Origin of the sequence: Slackia sp. CM382, assembly GCF_000293015.1 — a bacterium.
GTDB lineage: Bacteria > Actinomycetota > Coriobacteriia > Coriobacteriales > Eggerthellaceae > Slackia > Slackia exigua.
This window is the reverse complement of record NZ_ALNO01000007.1, coordinates 103,190-120,802: the sequence shown is the minus strand read 5'-3', so window position 1 is coordinate 120,802 and position 17,613 is coordinate 103,190. Positions and strand designations below refer to the sequence as shown.

The window sequence follows — 17,613 nt, the reverse complement described above, 5'->3', positions numbered from 1 at the left end:
CTGCACTCCGGACCTCTAGAAAAGAGGCGATTCGCATGGGCGAACCATCAACCAAACAAAGAATCTATCCTTGGCTCGTCGTGCTGGGTTGCGGCATGTGGGTATCCGGTTCGATCGGGTTCCTCACGATCGTATCCGGTAACTTCTACGTACCTGTAAGCCAGGACTTGGGAGTGACCGAATCCGATTTGGGATTCTACATGACCTTGGTGAGCATCGGTCAAGCCATCAGCTTCCCTATAGCGGGACGCACGATACCCAGAATGAACATACCCGTGCATATGACGATAATCTGCGCAATCGAAGCCGTTGCCGCCATTGCCATGTCGACCTACGGCAGTGTGCATATGTGGTATGTATCCGGCCTGGTCATCGGCTTTTGCATGGGATTCAATACATCCATCGGCGTTGCTATCGTGCTGACGAACTGGTTCGCTAAGAAGACAGGGTTCGCCATCGGCATGGCATGGGCTATCGGCTCGCTTGCCAACGCCATCATGAGCCCTCTCATCGCACAGGTCATCATCAATGCCGGATGGCGCGTCGGATACGTGGTCCTCGGCGCGGCCAGCCTCGTGCTGATGTGCAGCGCATCCCTGTTCATCATTCGCTTGAAGCCTGAAATCCTAGGTCTGCTCCCTTACGGTTACGAGAAAGAGCAAGAAGGGGCACATGTGGAAGATCCCACTGACGGCGTGGCTTTCCGCGATGCGATCAAATCGCCTGCCTTCATCCTGCTGCTCGTGGCCATGACGTTGATCACTACGACCACTATCACGAACCAGCTGTTCACCAGCTACAGCGAATCGGTAGGCTACGGCGCTGCATTCGGCAGCCTCATGGTGACCGTAGCCATGCTCTCCGATATCGCATGGAACCCGCTCATTGGCTTTACCTGCGATAAATTCGGGGCGGACAAGGGCGTTATCCTCTGGTGCGCCGTCACCATACTGTCCTTCGTCTGCCTAGGCATCGGTGCATCGATGCCGGCCTTCGCCTTCGTCGGAGCAAGCTTGAACGACACAATGTATGCATGCTACGGCACAGGTATAGCCATGCTGACCGCATTCCTGTTCGGAAGCAAAGACTATGCAAAGATCTACTCGCTGGTGCCGGCTATCGGATACGCGCTCGGGTGCATGGGCGTGCCGATATTGACCAGCATTTATCAAGCGACTGGCGGCTACAACAGCGTATGGCTGTTCTGCGCGGCCTGCGACGCGGTCATCGCGCTCTGCGTCATACTCGCCGCACGCAATTCGAAGAAGCTTCCGCGATCGGAGTAGATGGGACGCGGAGCAGAAGGGATGCGCTTGATCCAAGCGCAGGCGGCGCTCACGCGCCGTTCGTATGCGACTCCAAGGACGGTTTCGGTATCGAACCGAGACCGTCCTTGTTCGCTCATATCCGTTCTTGTCCGCATATGTGGAGACGTCCATGCGTGCGTAAGAGCCGGGCAATCTGATAAGCGGACGTGACGCCGATTTAACGGAAGCCAGCCAGGCTGCGCAGTCGTTGCTCTCTGAATACCGCAGCTACATGAATGCACACGGAGAGACACTCGTCCTGTCGCGGCGAAAACGTTTGAGAAGCGTGGCGACTACTACGCGATGAGCGGCTCTACAAGCATCCGCGAAGGCGGCTATTTCGCCATCGGCGGAAAGAAACTGCATTCAGCCTTTTGCCGCCGAGCGTGCAATGCTGCATGATTTATGCTCGATGCGAAGCCGCCACGCACGCGAAGAAACCATCGCCGCCGGTATGACTGGCAACGAACGAGATTGCCGGATGCTCTCTTTCGCGGTTTCGTATAAACAAATCCATGAATTACTTCGTTTACTTATAATAAATACGATTTAATATAAATTAAAAAGCACCCATGGCAATTGGAGGCTCAGTTGGAATACAGGGAGCTCTCGAAACTTTACCATGCACATGCATCCACGAGCAGAGATTCCGATCTTTTGGCCGAACTGCATGTGAGGCTGCATTCCGAATCAACATTCCGAACGGGCTATATCGCAGGAAATGATGAATTGTTCCTTGCTATGCCGCGAGAAATTACCCTGCTCAGCGAAAAGATACTGCGCACAGAGCGGAAGGTCTCCTTGCGCATGCAAAACATGCCAGGAATCGCGGGAGGCGCTATTCTGCGCGGGCTCGTCCTTGACGAGATCGTATCGTCAAACGAAATCGAAGGGGTGCGCAGCACGAAACGTGAAATAAAAGACGCGTTGAATGCGATGGATTCGGAGGATTCGGCGCAGAGACGATTCAAAGAGCTCACAATGCTCTACATGAGCATCCTCGACCAGACGGCGAAGCTGCCGGAAGAGCCTGCAGACATTCGCGCAATATACGACCAGGTCATGAATGGAGAACTGTCTCGCAACGACACTCCGGATGGAACGCTGTTCCGCGCTCATGGCGTTGACATCTACAACAGGGTAAAAGTCGTGCACAAGGGCCTTGAACCTGAGAAGAAGATATACGAGGCTATGGCGGCCATGCTTGCAATCGCGCAGTCGGAAGAGATTCCTGCACTTTACGGTGCTATCGTCTCGCACTATCTGTTCGAGTACGCGCATCCGTTCTATGATGGAAACGGGCGGACGGGAAGGTATCTCCTTGCGCTCTACCTGAGCATACCTTTATCCATGGCAACATCCCTGTCATTGTCCAGAACGATAGCCGAACATAAAGACGTCTACTACAACGCATTCTCCATCGCTCAAGACCCTTTGAACCACGGCGAACTGACCCATTTCACGTATCAGCTGCTCGGGCTTATAAGCGATGCTCAGATCGACATACTAAACAGACTCGAAACCGCCCAACGGTCCTATGGCCGATTGACGGAAGCGCTGGACCGCATCAACAGCGACTTGAAGCTCAATGCGAAGAAATCATCAGCGGTCTTCATGCTCATGCAATATGAAACATTCGGATTCCTAGGCGATGCGCCTCTTGCCGAAATAGCCCGACATCTCGATATAGGGCAGCAGATGACTAGGAAATATTTGTCTGATTTGGAAAGAATCGGCGTTGTCTGCAGGGCACGCAGACGAAACCCCGTAACGTTCATGCTGACCGAAAGCTTCAAGCAGGAATACGGCATCAAAGTTCCTGAGTGGCGTATTCCCGCTGGCCAACACCTTGCATGAGAGATATGGGAAGACGCGCCGTCGATATAGGTCGTCGGCGCGTCTTCTTGATGCGATATGTTGAGTTCCGACCCATGTCCCTGCAGAATCCTATGAAACCGTAAGGACTGATGGACTCTTTCTTCAGACGCAAGGTGTCCTGTTACGACATCCTACGACGTGCAATGAGAACTACGGAGCCGGCAGCAAGCGCGGTGAGCAGAGCAGCTAGAGGAGCCGCCACACCGTCGCCTGTCTTCGGCAGAGAGCCAGACGATCCCGTCTTGCCCTTGGTCGTATCGGTTGTTCCGCCGCCGGGGGCGGGGGCCTCAGGCCTCCCGTCCTTGGTGTTGGTGACGGTGAAGCCCTTGGAGGCGTCGCCGGTCACCTTGGAGGAGTAGCCCTCCACGGCGTCCTCGGCCACGGCGTAGGCGATCCGCTTGCCGCCCTCGAAGGCGGGAAGCCCGTCGAAGGTGCCCTTCCAGCCGTTGCCGGCGTTGAGCTTCAATGCCTTGCCCGTGTCCTTGCCGTCGGCGAGCAGGCGCACGGTGACCTCGCCGCCCTCGCCGCCGACCCACTTCTTGACGACGGGGACATCGACGGTCGCAGGCGTATGCGTGTTCGTGACCGTGTAGCCCGCCGTCGCGTCGCCGGCCACGGCGACGTCGTAACCGCTCGGCACGCCGGCCTCCTTGACGGTGTAGGCGACGTCCTTGCCGGCCTCCTTCATGAACAGGCCGGTCCAGGTGTGGGTCCAGCCGTTGGCTTCGGAGAGCTCCACCGGATCGCCCAGGGGCTTGCCGTCCGCGTAGAGCTGGGCCTTCACGCTCGCGGGACGTATCCCGTCCCGGTCGTTGGCGTCGGCCCACGCCTTGGTCACGGTGACCGAGGTCTTGCCGGGCGTGTAGGAGTTGACGATATCCGTGCCGTCCACAGAGGTGGCGTAGTTCGGGACCGCCTCCTCGACGACCGTGTAGGCGTACTCGTGGCCGTCGGCGGGATCGTGCTTGGGAAGGCCCGTGAAGGCATAGGCCCACATGCCCGAGGCGTCGGGCGTCACCGCCTTGGAGTCGGCCTTCGCGCCGTCCCTCATCAGGTTCACCGTGATCGAGGCGGGACGGACCCCGTCGCGGTCGCTATCGTCTTCCCAGGACTTGGTCCCGGAGATATCCACGGTCTCCTTGTTCGTGTTGGTGATGGTGAAGCCGCTCGCGGCGTCTCCGGCCCCGGAGGTCTCGTACTTGGAGCTATCGACCCCCGTGACCTCGGCCTCGGTCACGCTGTAGGCGATCTCGGAGCCATTAGCGTTGTACTTGGGAAGGCCGTCGAAGGAGCCCTTCCAGCTATTGCCGGCATTGAGTTTGAGTTCCTTGCCCGCAACGAGGCTGCCGTCGGCGAGCAACCTGACGGTGACCTCGGAGCCCTTGGGCCCGACCCACTTCTTCTCGACCGGGACCTTCACGGTCTCCTTGTTGGTGTTCGTGATGACGTACCCGTCGGAGGCGCTGCCCGTAACGCCCGTATCGTACTTGGAGCCATCGACCCCCGACACCTCGGCCTCGGTCACCGTGTAGACGATCTCGCGGCCGTGGTCGTACTTGGGCAGGCCCGAGAACGCGCCCGACCAGTTGTTATAGGCGTCGAGCTTGAGCTCCTTGCCGGTATCGGCGCCGTCGGCGAGCAGGCGCACGGTCACCTCGGAGCCCGCGGGCCCGACCCACTTCTTGACCACCGGGATGTCGATGGTCTCGGGGTCGTGAGTGTTCGTGACGGTATACCCCGCCGTCGCGTCGCCGGTCACGGCTGAGATATACCCGAGCGGAACTGGATCTTCCTCTACCGTATAGGCGATATCGTTGCCCGATGCATCCTTCTGGTCAAGACCCGTGAAGGAACCCTTCCACGAACCGGCCGAATCGAGCGTCACTATCTTGCTCGTGGGCGCACCGTCAGCGAACAGCCTGATCTTGACCGAGGAGGGGCGGATCCCGTCTTGATCGCCGTTGTCGTTCCATGCCTTCTCAACCGCAACGTCGACTGTGGACGGAGCGACCTTGTCGACGAATGTCTTCGTCACGCTTTTGGTCGTGAGAGGAAAGTCGGTGTCGATAACCGCTTGGTCGTCAGCCGCAAGATACCCCGATGGCGGAGTGGTCTCTTTAATGACGTAGCTATCGCGCAGAAGGCCTGACAGGCTCGCCTCACCGGAAGCGTTCGTGGTCACCTGGCCGACAACCATGCCGGTGCGGGTGCGGACGATATCGAACACCGCACCGGCAAGAGGAGCGCCCATCTCGTCGGTCTTCTTGATATTGATCGTGTAGTTATATCCTTCTCCGATGCCGCCAGCAGTCGGCAGAAGATAGTAGGCCTTGCTTTCCTTGCTTACGCCGTTGTCGGTAAGAGTCCCTTTGTTCTCGAACTTCTCGCCAGGAAGAGGCGTGTAGGAGATCTTGGTCTGGAATCGCACCAGCAACCCCTTGGAAGCGGGGATATGACCCAATCCGAGCTTGAATGTCGTGCCGGTAGAAATGAACTGGGGGAGGTACTGGCTGGTGACGTTGGTCTGACCGACAAGTTTATAGCTCGTGCCCTGAAGCTGCCAGGTTCCTTCGAACACTTCGAGCGTGCCGGGAATGATAGACACGCCGGGAGTCAGGAGCGTGTCGTCGAGCACGGCATCCGTATATTCCTTGCCGTCCTGATTGATTTTGATCTGCCAGACGCCCTTGGTGGTATCGAAGGCATTCGCCCAGCCAGACTTGATGATGGGCAAGGCCGTTTCAACATGTACCGTGTAGTTGACGGAACCCGCCGGCACCGTCTCGCCGCTTACCACAGGATTCACCGGAAGAACGCCGGAGTGGGTGTGAACGTCGTTGTCGATCTGAGCATTCACCGAGAAGTCGCCCGAGATGTCGGACTTGCCTTCCGCATAGCTCGTATAGGTGAGGATGTACTTCGTGTTGGTAGGGTCGGTCTTGCCTCGGGCAATGATGTTGTCGCCGTCTTTGATCACGAAGTCGGTCGGAGCAGCGCTCCTGAACCCGGCCGGCAGCTCTATGGTAGTGGTATCGCCCTCGTGCACCGTGTGGTTGGGAAGAACGTAGTGGAAGTGGATCTTGAACGCCTGCCAAGGACCGACGTTCACCGGCGTGGTGCCGGTGGAGGTAGTCACGTGGGCGTTCGTGACGACATTCGGAAGCTCGACGCCAGGAGACCTCAGGGACGCGACTTGGGCGATATCCGAGATCACGGAATCGGCAGCGTCCGCCTGACCGGCGGCTTCGCCAGCCGCCTCGTCTTCGTCTGCAAGCTGCCCATCTTCGTCGACAGGCGCTTCAAGACCGGCATGTTCCTGATCGTCCGCATCGTTTTCCTCGGGAGAGTTCAGGCCCTCCGCCGCCTTTGCAGACGTCATGTCGTCGCTATCCTGCGCGAAGGCCTGCAGAGCCCCCGTCGGCATGCAGATGCTGAACGCCAGCATCGCAGCCATGAGATAGCATAGGTTCCTCTTCATGCGTTTTCCTCCTACCCTTGCAATTCCTAAAGACCACCGAAGATGCATACGCGCGGCAGTCAATCCGCCGTTGCCCTTCTTTACGCGTCAAGTCATGCGATTTTGACCGTACAGTCTACAGGATAATACACTAAAAGCGCTGGAAAATGCCCGTAAATGCGGGTTTTGTCGGATGAGGGAACGATTCGGGGCGATATGCAGCTCGAACCCTTCCCTACGCAACGAGCGGTAGGCATCGTCGGCTAGAATGGGCATCGCCTTGAAAACGACTGCACCATGAGCGATCCTCAAGCGCATCTCGATCCGAATCCAGAGGGAGACCATGACAGACCAGGGAAGCAACATACCCGTCCATACGGTGAAAACCGCCTTTGGATCTTCGCTGGGATACGGAATCGTATGCGGTCTGATGTTCCCCCTGATGGTTTCCAGCACGTTCCTGCAGGAGATGAGCCTGGCCCACGGCGCGGGCCATTCATTCGGCGCCCTGTTCTTCGCCATGTATATCCTGACCATGATCCTGACGGCGCTCGACTGCCTCTTCCGTCGGAAGCAGATGCGCCAAGCGCGCATGCGGTCTGCCTTCGCGTGCGTATTCATCGGGAACGTCTTGCTGCTGCTTCATAATCTGGGATTCATCGATAACGGCTGGATCTACGCCATCGCATCGGCAAGCTGCATCGGATACGGCCTTGCCACGGCCGAGCTCGGCTGGCTCGCCCGCATAGCCATGCAGCAGGAAGATGCCGAAGGAAGCTTCTCCATCCTTAGCATCGTGCCGGCGGCCTTCCTGATAGGCGGTTTGATGACGGCCTTCATCTTCTGGGCGGAATGGCCCTTCGAGCTGATCTTCGCCCTCGTCTCGACCGTCATAGCGGCTGAGCCCCTTATGAAGGCCCAACCTCTAGAAAAGGAGGGGCGACGCATCGGGATATCGAGCGCGGGGGCGACCGACTTCATGAAGGCCGTCTCGTACCTAGGAGTGTTCTCCTTCACGTTCGGAGCGGTCAGCCAAGTGGCGAACGTCACGGACGGCACGTCGCCTTCAATCGAATTCCAAGCCGTTGCCGGCATTGTCATCGCCGCGCTTGCCATGGCCGTCGTCGGGCATATCCGCCGCCGCACCCCTTCCCTATCGAACCTGTACGGAATGCTGTTCCCAATCGTCGCGCTTTCGCTGATCGCCTTGCCGTTCACGGCATCGGCCGCGCGCTCCGTCGCGGTGACCCTCGTGTTCATCGCCTTCTATCTGTCCGGAATGAATGCGCGCGTCATCATCGTGCGCCTGAGCCAGCGCGACAACGTATCGCTGTGGGTGTACCTCAGCGTGGCCTTGGGCATAAGCGGCCTGCTCATCCTTGCGGGAGTGGCGTTCGGGGCCTTCGCGATCGACCGCGAGGATCCTGCCGTCGGCCTTGCCCTTATCTCGCTTATATCGCTTTTCATTCTTGCGTTGAACCCTATCCTGTCATCCTTCCTGGAGAGAAGCGGAAAGGGCGATACCCCCTTCGGTCATGCGAGCGCTTCCCATGATTCCGAGGCACACGCCTCGCCGATGGGTCAGGCCATCGCGGGCGCGCAAGAGCCCGAGGATGCTTCCCTCATCGCCGCGTTCGCACGCGAGCATTCGCTGACGACACGGGAGAGCGAGGTGCTCATGCTCTTGCGGCAAGGACGAACGCGCACCTACATTGCCGCGGAGCTTGGTCTCTCGCCCAATACCGTCAAGGGGTACATCCATTCCCTCTATCAAAAATCCGAAGCGCACGACAAGCAGGACCTGCTCGATCGCATCGAGCGGTATTCCGAAGAAAAACGCAGGTCGTAGCATACCCCTCCAAAAAGGAGGATGGCCGTTCCTTTCAGCCCCGACCGCGGCGCGCGCCGTAAACAACCCATTTTGGTGCTAGCGGGCGAATCCCTTTCCAAACACACTGGCCATGACCCCGGGTTAAGGGAATCCGGAAACCGTCAGCAGAGGAAAGGGAGGATGCTTCATGAAACGCAGCATGGGAAAGAGGGTGCAAGGTCGCGCACCCGAAGGGACTCAAACGATCAAGGCAGCCGAATCCGTGCGGCAAGAACACGTCGCACGTTCGGCCGACCTCGAAGAATCACGCGAGAAGATGACTCAGCAACGCGATCTTTCGCGGCGCACATTCCTACTCGGCTTGGGCGCGACGGCGGCGGTCGCAAGCTACGGGCTCGCAGGCTGTGCGCCGAAATCGGAAAGCGCCGCGCCAAGCGACGGCATGCAGGGCGATGACTCCTCGCCGACAGCGAAGGGCGACGCCCCCGACACCGTTCAAGCGGTTGCCGAAACGCCTGCGAAGAACACCGAGACGAAATCCGCCGACCTCGTCGTCATCGGCAGCGGCATAGCAGGCATGAGCGCAGCCGTGGAAGCATCGCGCGCGGGCGCGACGGTTGTCGTGCTGGAAAAGACTGCCATCACCGGCGGCGACTCGTCTATCTGCAGCGGCAACTTCTACTGCTGCGAGTCCAAGACGCAGGACGAGCTCGGCTACACCGATTACGGCACGCCCGAGGATATCGCCCAGTTCTTCTTCGCGCAATCCGACGAAGATGCCAATATGGATATCTGCCGACTAGTAGCCGAAAACGGCGGCGCCGCCCTGGACTGGCTCGTCGATATGGGCTGCGAATTCGATAAAAAGCCCGGCGACAACGTATCGGACCGGTCCATGCTGTCGAAGACCGGCGGCAAAGGCATCGTCGATGTGCTCGTGTCCGAAGCGGAGAAGAACGGCGCCGAGCTCATGATGGAGACCCGGGCCATCGGGCTGAAGACGGACGCTGGACGCGTGACCGGCGTCATCGCACGTCAAGGCACCACTGAATACGACATCTCGGCGCGATCCGTGGTGATCGCCTCCGGCGGGTTCGATGGACAGGACTGGTCGAAGGAGCTCTACGCTCCCGGAGCCGTCGGCTGGCACACCTTCTCCAGCCCCGGCAACACCGGAGATGGAATAGAGCTCGCGAAGGAAGCCGACGCCCTCATCCTGTTGAAGGGCGGTCTCTCGCAGATCCATCTCGTCGGGAAGAAGCCGCTCGCCCTGAATGACGAAGTCTCGAAGCTGCGCATGATCAATACGGGCATCTTCGTGACAGACCTGGCATATCGATGCGCCAACGAGTCGATGACCAGCCAGTTCGACTACTTCATCCCCTTCGTCGAAAGCGGACGAAAGCAGTTCGCCATCATCTGCGACTCGAATCAGCCCGAAACGCGGCTCGAGCTTCTCAAGCAGGGCATCGAGAAGGGCGTCGTCGACACAGCCGACACGATCGAGGAGCTAGCGGTTGCGGCCGGCTTGCCGAGCTATCCCCTCGCCAAGACCGTAGAGGCCTACAATGCGCTCTGCGATGCCGGGGAAGATACCGCATTCCATAAGAAGCCGGAGGATCTGCAGCGCGTCGAGCAGGCGCCGTTCTTCGCCGTGCAGATCACGCCAAACACGAACGACTCCTTCGGCCAGCTTGCCATCAGCACGAAAGCCGAGGTTCTGAACGGGCAGCGCCAGCCTATCGCCGGCCTCTACGCCGCGGGGACGATCGCGAATGCCGAGCTGTTTTACCTGCGCTATGCGGTAAGCGGGGCGTCGCTTTGCATGGGCACCGTCACGGGACGCATCGCCGCGCAATCGGCGCTTGCGGAGGACTGATGCGTGATCCGGCCTGATTCCGACTAACCGAATAGAAAGCTCGCCTCGCCGGCATTCCAGGGTATTGCATAGCCTGGAATGCCGGTTTTGCGCTGCTGAAGGTTCAAGGGGGCAGGCGGGTCATGCTTGACAGCGACCTCACGGAGTCGCACGGCATTGGAACGAAGAGACCCAACCAGGCCGTAAGCAAAACCTGAAGAGCGAGGCGACGATGCAATAGTCTCGCAAAGCGACCAAGCTGCAATCCCGACCGCAAGCGAGTCGGTCTCCTGAGGAAAATGGTTTCGGCGGCCAAACAAAAACCCCGACCAGTTTTCGCAGGTCAGGGCTTTTGTTTGACCACCACGCTGTCCGCAACGACGACGCAGAGCCCGTCGCACCTGCGAGCTATAGGGAGGTTCTCCGGCCCGGCGGGCGCGTCCTGCCCCGGCACGGGGTACCAGCGCATGGAGAGGAGTAGCATGCCGCCCTCGCGCTCGGGAACGTCGAGGTTCAGGTAGTCGGCGGCGAGCGCGCGCCCGTCCTTGGTAAGGTAGCGAAAGACGCCCCTGCAGAACGTGTGGTTGGATATGGGCTTGAGCATCGCCTTGAGCTGATCCACCGAGAACGTGAGCGCGCCAGCACTTGTGCTCGGCGCTGCGCCTGGGCTCGGGAAGTCGTAGAGCGAGTCGAGGTCTACGTCGAAGGAGTCCGCCACTTTGTCCACGGCGGCGCGCTTGGCGTCGGGGTCAACGTCGGCGTAGATGTCCAAGGTGACCACCATTTTGACCACCAAAGTGACCACCAGACCGAAGATGGAGACATGGAAGTTAGAGATTTTGAAGAAGCGGGAGATTAGAAAAACAGCAGGTCAGACGCATATCGGCTATGCTGTGGATTGGCAAGATTTGAGGTGAAACGGCCTCTGACTCGCTCATAACCCGCGTCGCGTCGAAACGGCCTCGAAGATGTGAAAAACCACTCGATTCCCCCACGGAAAACCCGTCCAGCAGAAGATGGCGACAGGCGGAGAAGCGCATAGGCGTCGCGGATGCCCATGGTCGCGATGCTCATGAGGGCCATGCCGGAGACCAGCGCGAGCGCAACCAGGCGCGCCACCATCACGCTCGCCGCGTTGCCGGGGTACGAGTACTTCAGCTCGGCCACGCCGTGCAGCTTGCTCGCATGCACGGTGGGAACGCCGACGAACGGTACGAACCATTCTGACGTCCTCTTTGTGCTCATCTCGGACATCGGCGTGGCCTGATCCCTGAAGTAGTCGGCCAGATCCCGGTCGTCGGTGTCGCCAATCCACTGTGAGAGCGGACGGGAAGGGGCAGTGTCGGAGCCTCCAGAACATCCGCGACAGCGGTAGCCCGCCGGGGCAGCCAGCAACCCGTGGGCCGGAGTTGACAAGCGCCACAAGTATGTGCATAGTTATGACTATGTATAGTAGAAAGGAGTTATGACCATGCCCAGCAGAAACGTGTATGTCGCGGAAGACGACCTGAGCCTGTTCACCGAAGCCAGCGAGATCGCCGGCGGACTGTCGGCGGCCGTCGCGGAGGCGCTCCGCGACTACGTGAAGAAGCATCGGCAGGCGGGCGAGGGCTACGAGGAGGTCGAGCTCGCGCTGCGCACCGACGGCGTGGACCACCGGGTCGCCTTCATGGGGCGGCGCCTAATCCACGTCAGGCGACCGGCCTCCGAGGGGACCCGCATCGACACCGTCTACCAGACCGCCAAGGGCCAGCTGGCCGTCGCCACCAAGACCCAGCGGAAGCTGCCCGACTGGGCCGCAGGCCAGGAGGATCTCTGGTCCCACCCTGAGACGTGGGACCGCGACTTCTGGGTCGCGGGTGACAAGACGATGGTCGTGTACCCCGACGTCGAACACCTGCGCCAAGCCGACGGCGCCCTGGCCGAACGCGTCGAGTCGGCTCTCGCCATTCCTCCCCTCGAAGTCCTGGACGTCTGATCCGTCAAGGCCGCGACGCCGAGGTGCAGCACGCGGCCGATGCTGTGGACGTCGTCGTAGGGGCCGATGCGCATGCACTGGACGCATAGCCCCTCGTCAATAGACAGGAACTCCACCCTGGAAAAGTCCATCCCCTTCTTCCGCGCCGCTTCTGAGACGGCCCAGTCGAAATCTTCCACCGACACGAAGCCGGACAGGCGAATCGCGGAGATGAACCTGAAGTCCTCCTTGCGCGCGTAATCCACGCCCACCACGCCGTCCTGCCACCAGAAGCCCTCGAGTGGCGGTATGACGAAATCGAAGTAGCCGTCAATTCGGCGATCGCCCTTCCGCCGTCGAGGATCAGGAACCGGTCGTGGAAGGCGATCGTGCGCTCTACCTCCAGCCGCGGGTACTGCGCGTTGAAGGCGTCCACATCCTGCTCGGTGAGTCGCGTGCTCGGGTGCGTCCAGATGGTGGCCGCGACGCCTATGCGCTTCTTCGCCAGGATGTTGAGCGTGCCCGTGTCGACGTAGCCGTCGATGAGGACGATCTCGCGCTCGGCGCGCTTGACCAACGAGACCAGCAGCTCGAAGGCGGCCCAGGTCTGCCCGTCGAAGAAGACCTTCTGCTTCGGGGCTTCGTGGGCCTCTATGCGCTTTTCGAGTGCGTGCGCACCGTGTTGTCGGTCATGAATAAGCGCTCGGCGATGGTTTTCTTGCTACGGCCGCGAGCTATCAGCACAGCGATTTACGCTTCCCTCTCGGTCAAGCCGTAGTCTGTCCGAAAGATGCGGGCGAGCGCTTCGCCAACGAGACGGCCCTGGTGTAAGTGGGTCTTCGAGCGTCAGTCTCCCAAAAACGCCAAGAGCCTCTCGCAGTTGTTCCGCAGCGGCTTCTCCAGACGCTCTCGGAGCTCTGCCATGCCGGGCACGCTTGTCTCCTCGTTGAACACCGACTCTTCCGTGTCGAGGACGCGTTGCGCCACCTCGCCGGCGAGCCCGCAGCACCCTTCTGCCGGAAGCGAGACGCTTTCCGCGAACTTCACCAGGTGGCTCCTGTGCAGGCGGCCAATGCGGTTCTCCCCTCCGATGCTCATGGCGCTGCGCCACGGGTTCCCGAGCCGGGGAATATAGGGGAGCGCAGAGGCGACGTCGTACATGGGGGCGAGCACGGTCTCATCGTTCGCAAGGTGCAGGACCGAGTAATTCTTGGCGTGGACATCGGTAGCCCCGACCACGTAGTTGAACAGTAGCATCTCCACGAAGAGCGCGACGTTGGACTCCGCGTTGCCTGCGCGCCTGAGCAGCGTGACGCAGTCGCGGGCGATGGGGCCGCCGTCCGAGCTGTACTTCCTGTCGGGCGGGACGGAGAGCGCCTGGCAGAAATCCTCCTGATGGATCCGGTCGACCTCGCCGTCCCCTCCCTGCGCCCTGTCGAAGCGCTCGACGACGATCGCCCCCTTCCCTGCGAACTCCCGGTACTCGACTTGCGCGGCCGGGATGCCGCACGCGCGGGCGAGCCTCAGGCAGAGGTACTCGTCGAGCGCCTCAAGGACCATGCCCGCGATGCCTGGTTTGACGATGTGTGTGGTGGCGGCGGAGCCGGTGCAGCGGAACCATTCGTCGGACTGCTTGCGAAGGGCGACCTTTCCCTGGTTGCCGCCGAGCGACCAGCTCTCGTCGGGCGCGGTCCATTGGGGGGAGGGCGATTCAGCCTCGGCGATCCTGTCGCGTATCTCCCCGTCCGAGATGGGTTTCAACTCGCCTTTCCGGGAGAGCGCGTCCTCCAGGGTGTCGTCGTTGCAGACCTGCACGGCGCCCGGGCAGTCGAGGCCGACCTCCTCGAGCAGTCCGAAGGTGTCATCTGGCGATATACCGGCCTCGCGGCCGATTCTGCGGCGCACCTCCCTGTCGTCGGGCAGTAGGCCCAGGAGCCACGAGCGGATCGTTGCATCGCCGTATTCCCTTGAGCCCTTCGGCATTGAAAGCGATACCGAAGGGCCCGCGTAGCGCGAGGAGTATCGGAAGGACAGCTTGCCCTGCGAATCGCGTCGGATCTCGCCGGCGATGCCCCCTCCCACGAGCAGGTGCAGCGTTCTCTCCCTCATCGGCTGCCGCCTCCCAAGATTTCCAGCGCGGCGCTCCCTGCCGAGAGGGCCTTCTCCGAGAGCCTCTCCTCGGCGGGCGGAAGGGGCCTAGATGGCAGGTCTTCTCCCAGGCACATGGATATCCCGAGTGCGGAGCATATGGCGAGCACGCGCCCGAACCCGACATTGGCTGCCGAGCCGTCCTCCACGGCTGCGATGAGCCTGCGCGAGACTCCTGCCTCCGCTGCGAGTTGACTCTGCGTGAGACCGAGCTCGGCCCGCGCGTTCCTCACGATGGAGCCCAGCTGCTCTGTCGTCGTCACCTTCACGGACCCTTCCCCTCTCGTTAAATGCAATATATTGCACAGTTTAACAAAATGCAATATATTGCACAATTATTCGATGTGAAATGCCGTGCGTATTATGGTTCTGCCAGGCGTGGTGGCTACGCGACGGTATCGACCCTTCTCTCGATTCGCGCAATCGCTCGACGTTGGCTAGGGCCCTCTGCCACGGCCTTAGAACCTGAGGAGGACGGAGTGTTGCTGGAAGTGCGGAGGCCCTCACCACTCTTCCCGCCGAGGAAGACCGGCTGCGGGCTGCGCGTGGCCCTCCGCCACCCGCCCTGGTAGAAAGCGTGGAGAGCGCTGCGGCGGAGTCTCGATATGTCGCGAATATCACGACAAACAGGATATTGCGACGCTCTCAGCAGAACATCCCCCGCCGGGAACGTCCATACGGCAGTTGAAGTCGCATGGTCCGTTGCGGTGGCACCCTCCTCGCAGGTACAAGCAGGTTCGAGTAAAACTGTCATTTCCTGATGGCGCACAGTCCGTATAGTCCGTTGAGGCCGAACCTCAGGTTCGGGTAGATGAGGCTGAGACGGAAAGAAGGGAGGAGCTCGAACCCACGGACCGCAGGTTCGACGTGCGCGCGGTGCAGCTTGCCCTGCAGATCTCCAACACCTCGATCTACCAGCTCATCCACCAGGGCGAGATACCGGCCATGAAGCTGAGCACCAAGACGATCCGCGTGAACCGCAGGACACTCGAAAAGCGCCTACAGCGCGCGCAGGTCATCGGCATGGCAGTGGCGTAACGCCGCCCGCCGGCAGACTGGCGTTTGAGCGGGCTGCCGCCTGGCGATGGGCTCAGCGGAGGCCGTGTGCGTCGGCGAAGTCCTCGAGCGCCCGCACGAACGCTCGCGGCTTGAACGCGTGGATGACGTGGTTGGCAGGTATCCTGACGTAGTCCGCGTGCGGCACCAGCTCCGCGATGCGGCGGGCATCGTCGTCATCCATGGCGCCCACCAGGCCGTACCTCTCGTATCGGTGCCAGTTCGCGTGCATCACCAGCAGGGGGACGCCCACCTGCCGCAGCGCGGCCTCATGGCTGAAGTCCTCGTAGACGCGCCCGTCGACGAAGGCACGCGCGAAGTCGGGGTCGAAGGTCTTGAGCGACTGGAACTGCCGCTTCAGAATCGCCGGAAGGTACCACTGGTCGAGCGCCACGGGGCTGCCTGGCTGTCGGGCCGCGGTCTGCTTGAGCTTCCTCGAGATGAACGACACGAACCACTTCGGCATCTCCTTGGTGCGCGTCTCGGACACCGGCATAACCTGGCCCCTGAAATAGTCGGCCAAATCCCGGTCACCGATGTCGCCGATCGCGTTCACGAGGTGTCTGAGTCCCTCGTAGGTGAACCTGTCCCGCTCCTTGAAGCGCGGCATCTCGACGCAGAACACCGGGGCATCCTCCAGCACCAGCGCCCTCACCCAACGGGCAGCGTGACTGGCGCACCACAGGCCTATGATGCCGCCCGACGAATTGCCGGAGATTATCGCCGGCTCGCCCACGACCCTCTCGACGAACTCCGCCACGTCGCCGCCCATCGAGCTCCAGGTGTAGTCACCCGACGTCCAGCTGCTCCGCCCGTGGCCGCGAATTTCTATCGCGAACACGTGGAACGAACGGGCAAGCGGAACGAGCACCTTCTCGTAGGTCTGCCATATGCCCATCTGGGCGGGGATAAGCACCAGCGGAAGACCGTTGTCGGGGCCTTCGACGTAGTTCATGCTCATGTGGGTCAGCGGTGCGTTGGCCTGCTTGAAACCCGCGCGCCTGAGCGCTCCGCCGACGTCGGAGGGGTTCCCGCCCTCGTAGGGGTTGCGGTATGCGGCGGCCGTCTCCATGGTCCGGATTGTAGCACAGGCCCTCCTGGTCGCCCGCAAGGCGTGCGTGCTGCGGGGTAAACTATGTCGGTCGGAAAATTCCCCCCCCACAAATGAAAAACCCTGACCTGTTTGCACAGGTCAGGGTTGTAATTTTGGTCGCGGGGGCTGGATTTGAACCAACGACCTCCGGGTTATGAGCCCGGCGAGCTACCAGACTGCTCCACCCCGCAGTATCTGGGCACGCGTAACGTGCGAAAAGACATATTAGCCTCATGGCCGACCGATTGCAAGAAACGCTGCAAGCTGAGGCCGTCGCACACGCCGCATCTCCACAATCGAGCCATCCGCAGGCGCAGCGCATCTGAGACCGAAACACGCACTACCCTTGGCGCATCAGCCTGTTGCACCGGCATGCGACCAATTGCAAGGAATACCGCCGCACCACCCGCTACGCACGCCTCATCTCCACAACCGCCGCTACACGAGCTCCTTCAACGTGAATTCCCCGTCCTCGTACACGGCGTAGCTATTCGACCCGTCCTTCGGAATGCTGACGCTTCCCGGGTTCACATACCGGATCCCGTCCCGCACCACGTTCGTCTTCACGTGCGTGTGCCCCGACAGAAACGCGCTCCCTTCGGGCAGCACCGGATGATCGCCCGGAGAAAACACATGCCCATGCGTGCAGAACAGCTGCCGTTCTCCATCCATGATCACTGCGTAATCCGACTCCAAGGGGAAGTCGAGCACCATCTGATCGACTTCGGCGTCGCAATTCCCCCGCACGGCGATCACCTTCCCCGCCAAGGAATTCAGCATCGGAATGACCTCCTTCGGCGCATATCCGAACGGCAGGCCGTTGCGCGGACCGTGATAGAGCAGATCCCCCAGAAGCACGATGGAATCCGGAGCCTCGGCATCGATGGCATCCATCAGCTTTAGGCACCAATGGGCCGATCCGTGAATGTCGGATGCGATGACGAGCTTCATGATTCCACCTTTCCACAACCAATCCGATGACGCGCACGTGGACCGTTCCTTCGATCATGTTTACACGCGCCGCTCAT

15 protein-coding genes and 1 tRNA gene are annotated in these 17,613 nt (G+C 60.7%); 7 read left to right on the top strand and 9 right to left on the bottom strand.

What is annotated here, in order from left to right; all coding sequences use genetic code 11:
- The first annotated feature begins 35 nt into the window (after positions 1 to 35).
- Both HMPREF1155_RS03260 and HMPREF1155_RS03255 read left to right on the top strand, forming a co-directional pair.
- The gene (locus HMPREF1155_RS03260) at positions 36 to 1,286 is read left to right on the top strand and encodes an MFS transporter (RefSeq protein ID WP_009077468.1); all 1,251 of its coding nucleotides are present in this window, start codon (positions 36 to 38) and stop codon (positions 1,284 to 1,286) included.
- A gap of 612 nt (positions 1,287 to 1,898) precedes the next feature.
- Positions 1,899 to 3,164: a Fic family protein gene (locus HMPREF1155_RS03255; protein WP_238319080.1), complete on the top strand. Its 1,266-nt coding sequence runs from the start codon at positions 1,899 to 1,901 to the stop codon at positions 3,162 to 3,164.
- Between the two features lie 142 nt (positions 3,165 to 3,306).
- Here HMPREF1155_RS03255 and HMPREF1155_RS03250 read toward each other — a convergent pair whose 3' ends face one another.
- Complete coding sequence (locus HMPREF1155_RS03250; protein ID WP_009077354.1) at positions 3,307 to 6,663, bottom strand: Cna B-type domain-containing protein; 3,357 nt, start codon at positions 6,661 to 6,663, stop codon at positions 3,307 to 3,309.
- 322 nt (positions 6,664 to 6,985) lie between these two features.
- On the opposite strand from HMPREF1155_RS03250, the gene HMPREF1155_RS03245 reads away from it, so the two are divergent.
- Entirely contained in the window at positions 6,986 to 8,491 is a 1,506-nt protein-coding gene (locus tag HMPREF1155_RS03245; RefSeq protein WP_009077525.1) for a helix-turn-helix transcriptional regulator, read from the top strand.
- Positions 8,492 to 8,660: 169 nt separating this feature from the next.
- Complete coding sequence (locus HMPREF1155_RS03240) at positions 8,661 to 10,352, top strand: FAD-dependent oxidoreductase (protein ID WP_009077238.1); 1,692 nt, start codon at positions 8,661 to 8,663, stop codon at positions 10,350 to 10,352.
- A 322-nt stretch (positions 10,353 to 10,674) separates the two neighbouring features.
- Here the strand turns inward: HMPREF1155_RS03240 and HMPREF1155_RS03235 are convergent, their stop codons facing one another.
- Positions 10,675 to 11,112, bottom strand: a complete 438-nt coding sequence (locus tag HMPREF1155_RS03235) for a hypothetical protein (protein ID WP_369791715.1) — start codon at positions 11,110 to 11,112, stop codon at positions 10,675 to 10,677.
- A gap of 74 nt (positions 11,113 to 11,186) precedes the next feature.
- Complete coding sequence (locus tag HMPREF1155_RS08855; RefSeq protein ID WP_009077200.1) at positions 11,187 to 11,585, bottom strand: hypothetical protein; 399 nt, start codon at positions 11,583 to 11,585, stop codon at positions 11,187 to 11,189.
- A gap of 217 nt (positions 11,586 to 11,802) precedes the next feature.
- Here HMPREF1155_RS08855 and HMPREF1155_RS03225 point away from each other — a divergent pair, with 217 nt between their 5' ends.
- Together HMPREF1155_RS03225 and HMPREF1155_RS09100 are read left to right on the top strand one after the other, a co-directional pair.
- Positions 11,803 to 12,309 carry an EXLDI protein gene (locus tag HMPREF1155_RS03225; RefSeq protein ID WP_009077488.1) on the top strand — a complete coding sequence of 169 codons (507 nt, stop codon included), beginning with the start codon at positions 11,803 to 11,805 and terminating at the stop codon, positions 12,307 to 12,309.
- A gap of 368 nt (positions 12,310 to 12,677) precedes the next feature.
- Positions 12,678 to 12,824 carry a hypothetical protein gene (locus HMPREF1155_RS09100; RefSeq protein WP_238319079.1) on the top strand — a complete coding sequence of 49 codons (147 nt, stop codon included), beginning with the start codon at positions 12,678 to 12,680 and terminating at the stop codon, positions 12,822 to 12,824.
- A gap of 115 nt (positions 12,825 to 12,939) precedes the next feature.
- Here the strand turns inward: HMPREF1155_RS09100 and HMPREF1155_RS08980 are convergent, their stop codons facing one another.
- The 3 genes from HMPREF1155_RS08980 to HMPREF1155_RS03210 all read right to left on the bottom strand — a co-directional run bounded on the left by HMPREF1155_RS08980 (position 12,940) and on the right by HMPREF1155_RS03210 (position 14,705).
- Positions 12,940 to 13,032, bottom strand: coding sequence for a LuxR C-terminal-related transcriptional regulator (locus HMPREF1155_RS08980; RefSeq protein ID WP_160150965.1), 93 nt, complete (start codon positions 13,030 to 13,032; stop codon positions 12,940 to 12,942).
- Between the two features lie 102 nt (positions 13,033 to 13,134).
- On the bottom strand, positions 13,135 to 14,397 hold the full coding sequence (locus HMPREF1155_RS03215) for a type II toxin-antitoxin system HipA family toxin (RefSeq protein ID WP_009077119.1): 1,263 nt from the start codon (positions 14,395 to 14,397) through the stop codon (positions 13,135 to 13,137).
- A complete protein-coding gene (locus tag HMPREF1155_RS03210) occupies positions 14,394 to 14,705 on the bottom strand; it encodes a helix-turn-helix domain-containing protein (RefSeq protein ID WP_039993257.1) in 312 nt (103 codons plus the stop codon). The genes HMPREF1155_RS03215 and HMPREF1155_RS03210 overlap by 4 nt, the downstream gene beginning before the upstream one ends.
- A gap of 598 nt (positions 14,706 to 15,303) precedes the next feature.
- On the opposite strand from HMPREF1155_RS03210, the gene HMPREF1155_RS08845 reads away from it, so the two are divergent.
- Positions 15,304 to 15,474 carry a helix-turn-helix domain-containing protein gene (locus HMPREF1155_RS08845; protein ID WP_009077341.1) on the top strand — a complete coding sequence of 57 codons (171 nt, stop codon included), beginning with the start codon at positions 15,304 to 15,306 and terminating at the stop codon, positions 15,472 to 15,474.
- 52 nt (positions 15,475 to 15,526) lie between these two features.
- Here the strand turns inward: HMPREF1155_RS08845 and HMPREF1155_RS03200 are convergent, their stop codons facing one another.
- The 3 genes from HMPREF1155_RS03200 to yfcE form a co-directional block, all read right to left on the bottom strand.
- Positions 15,527 to 16,453, bottom strand: coding sequence for an alpha/beta fold hydrolase (locus tag HMPREF1155_RS03200; protein WP_238319078.1), 927 nt, complete (start codon positions 16,451 to 16,453; stop codon positions 15,527 to 15,529).
- A gap of 246 nt (positions 16,454 to 16,699) precedes the next feature.
- Positions 16,700 to 16,776: transfer RNA gene (locus HMPREF1155_RS03195), tRNA-Met, on the bottom strand.
- 247 nt (positions 16,777 to 17,023) lie between these two features.
- The gene (gene yfcE / locus HMPREF1155_RS03190) at positions 17,024 to 17,536 is read right to left on the bottom strand and encodes a phosphodiesterase (RefSeq protein ID WP_009077417.1); all 513 of its coding nucleotides are present in this window, start codon (positions 17,534 to 17,536) and stop codon (positions 17,024 to 17,026) included.
- Positions 17,537 to 17,613 lie beyond the last annotated feature (77 nt).

Bases quoted from the DNA above. Each gene is read 5' to 3' on its own strand.
- HMPREF1155_RS03260 (WP_009077468.1), top strand. From the start codon at position 36: ATGGGCGAACCATCAACCAAACAAAGAATCTATCCTTGGCTCGTCGTG.
- HMPREF1155_RS03250 (WP_009077354.1), bottom strand. From the start codon at position 6,663: ATGAAGAGGAACCTATGCTATCTCATGGCTGCGATGCTGGCGTTCAGC.
- HMPREF1155_RS03245 (WP_009077525.1), top strand. From the start codon at position 6,986: ATGACAGACCAGGGAAGCAACATACCCGTCCATACGGTGAAAACCGCC.
- HMPREF1155_RS03240 (WP_009077238.1), top strand. From the start codon at position 8,661: ATGAAACGCAGCATGGGAAAGAGGGTGCAAGGTCGCGCACCCGAAGGG.
- HMPREF1155_RS08855 (WP_009077200.1), bottom strand. From the start codon at position 11,585: ATGTCCGAGATGAGCACAAAGAGGACGTCAGAATGGTTCGTACCGTTC.
- HMPREF1155_RS03225 (WP_009077488.1), top strand. From the start codon at position 11,803: ATGCCCAGCAGAAACGTGTATGTCGCGGAAGACGACCTGAGCCTGTTC.
- HMPREF1155_RS03215 (WP_009077119.1), bottom strand. From the start codon at position 14,397: ATGAGGGAGAGAACGCTGCACCTGCTCGTGGGAGGGGGCATCGCCGGC.
- HMPREF1155_RS03200 (WP_238319078.1), bottom strand. From the start codon at position 16,453: ATGAGCATGAACTACGTCGAAGGCCCCGACAACGGTCTTCCGCTGGTG.
- yfcE (WP_009077417.1), bottom strand. From the start codon at position 17,536: ATGAAGCTCGTCATCGCATCCGACATTCACGGATCGGCCCATTGGTGC.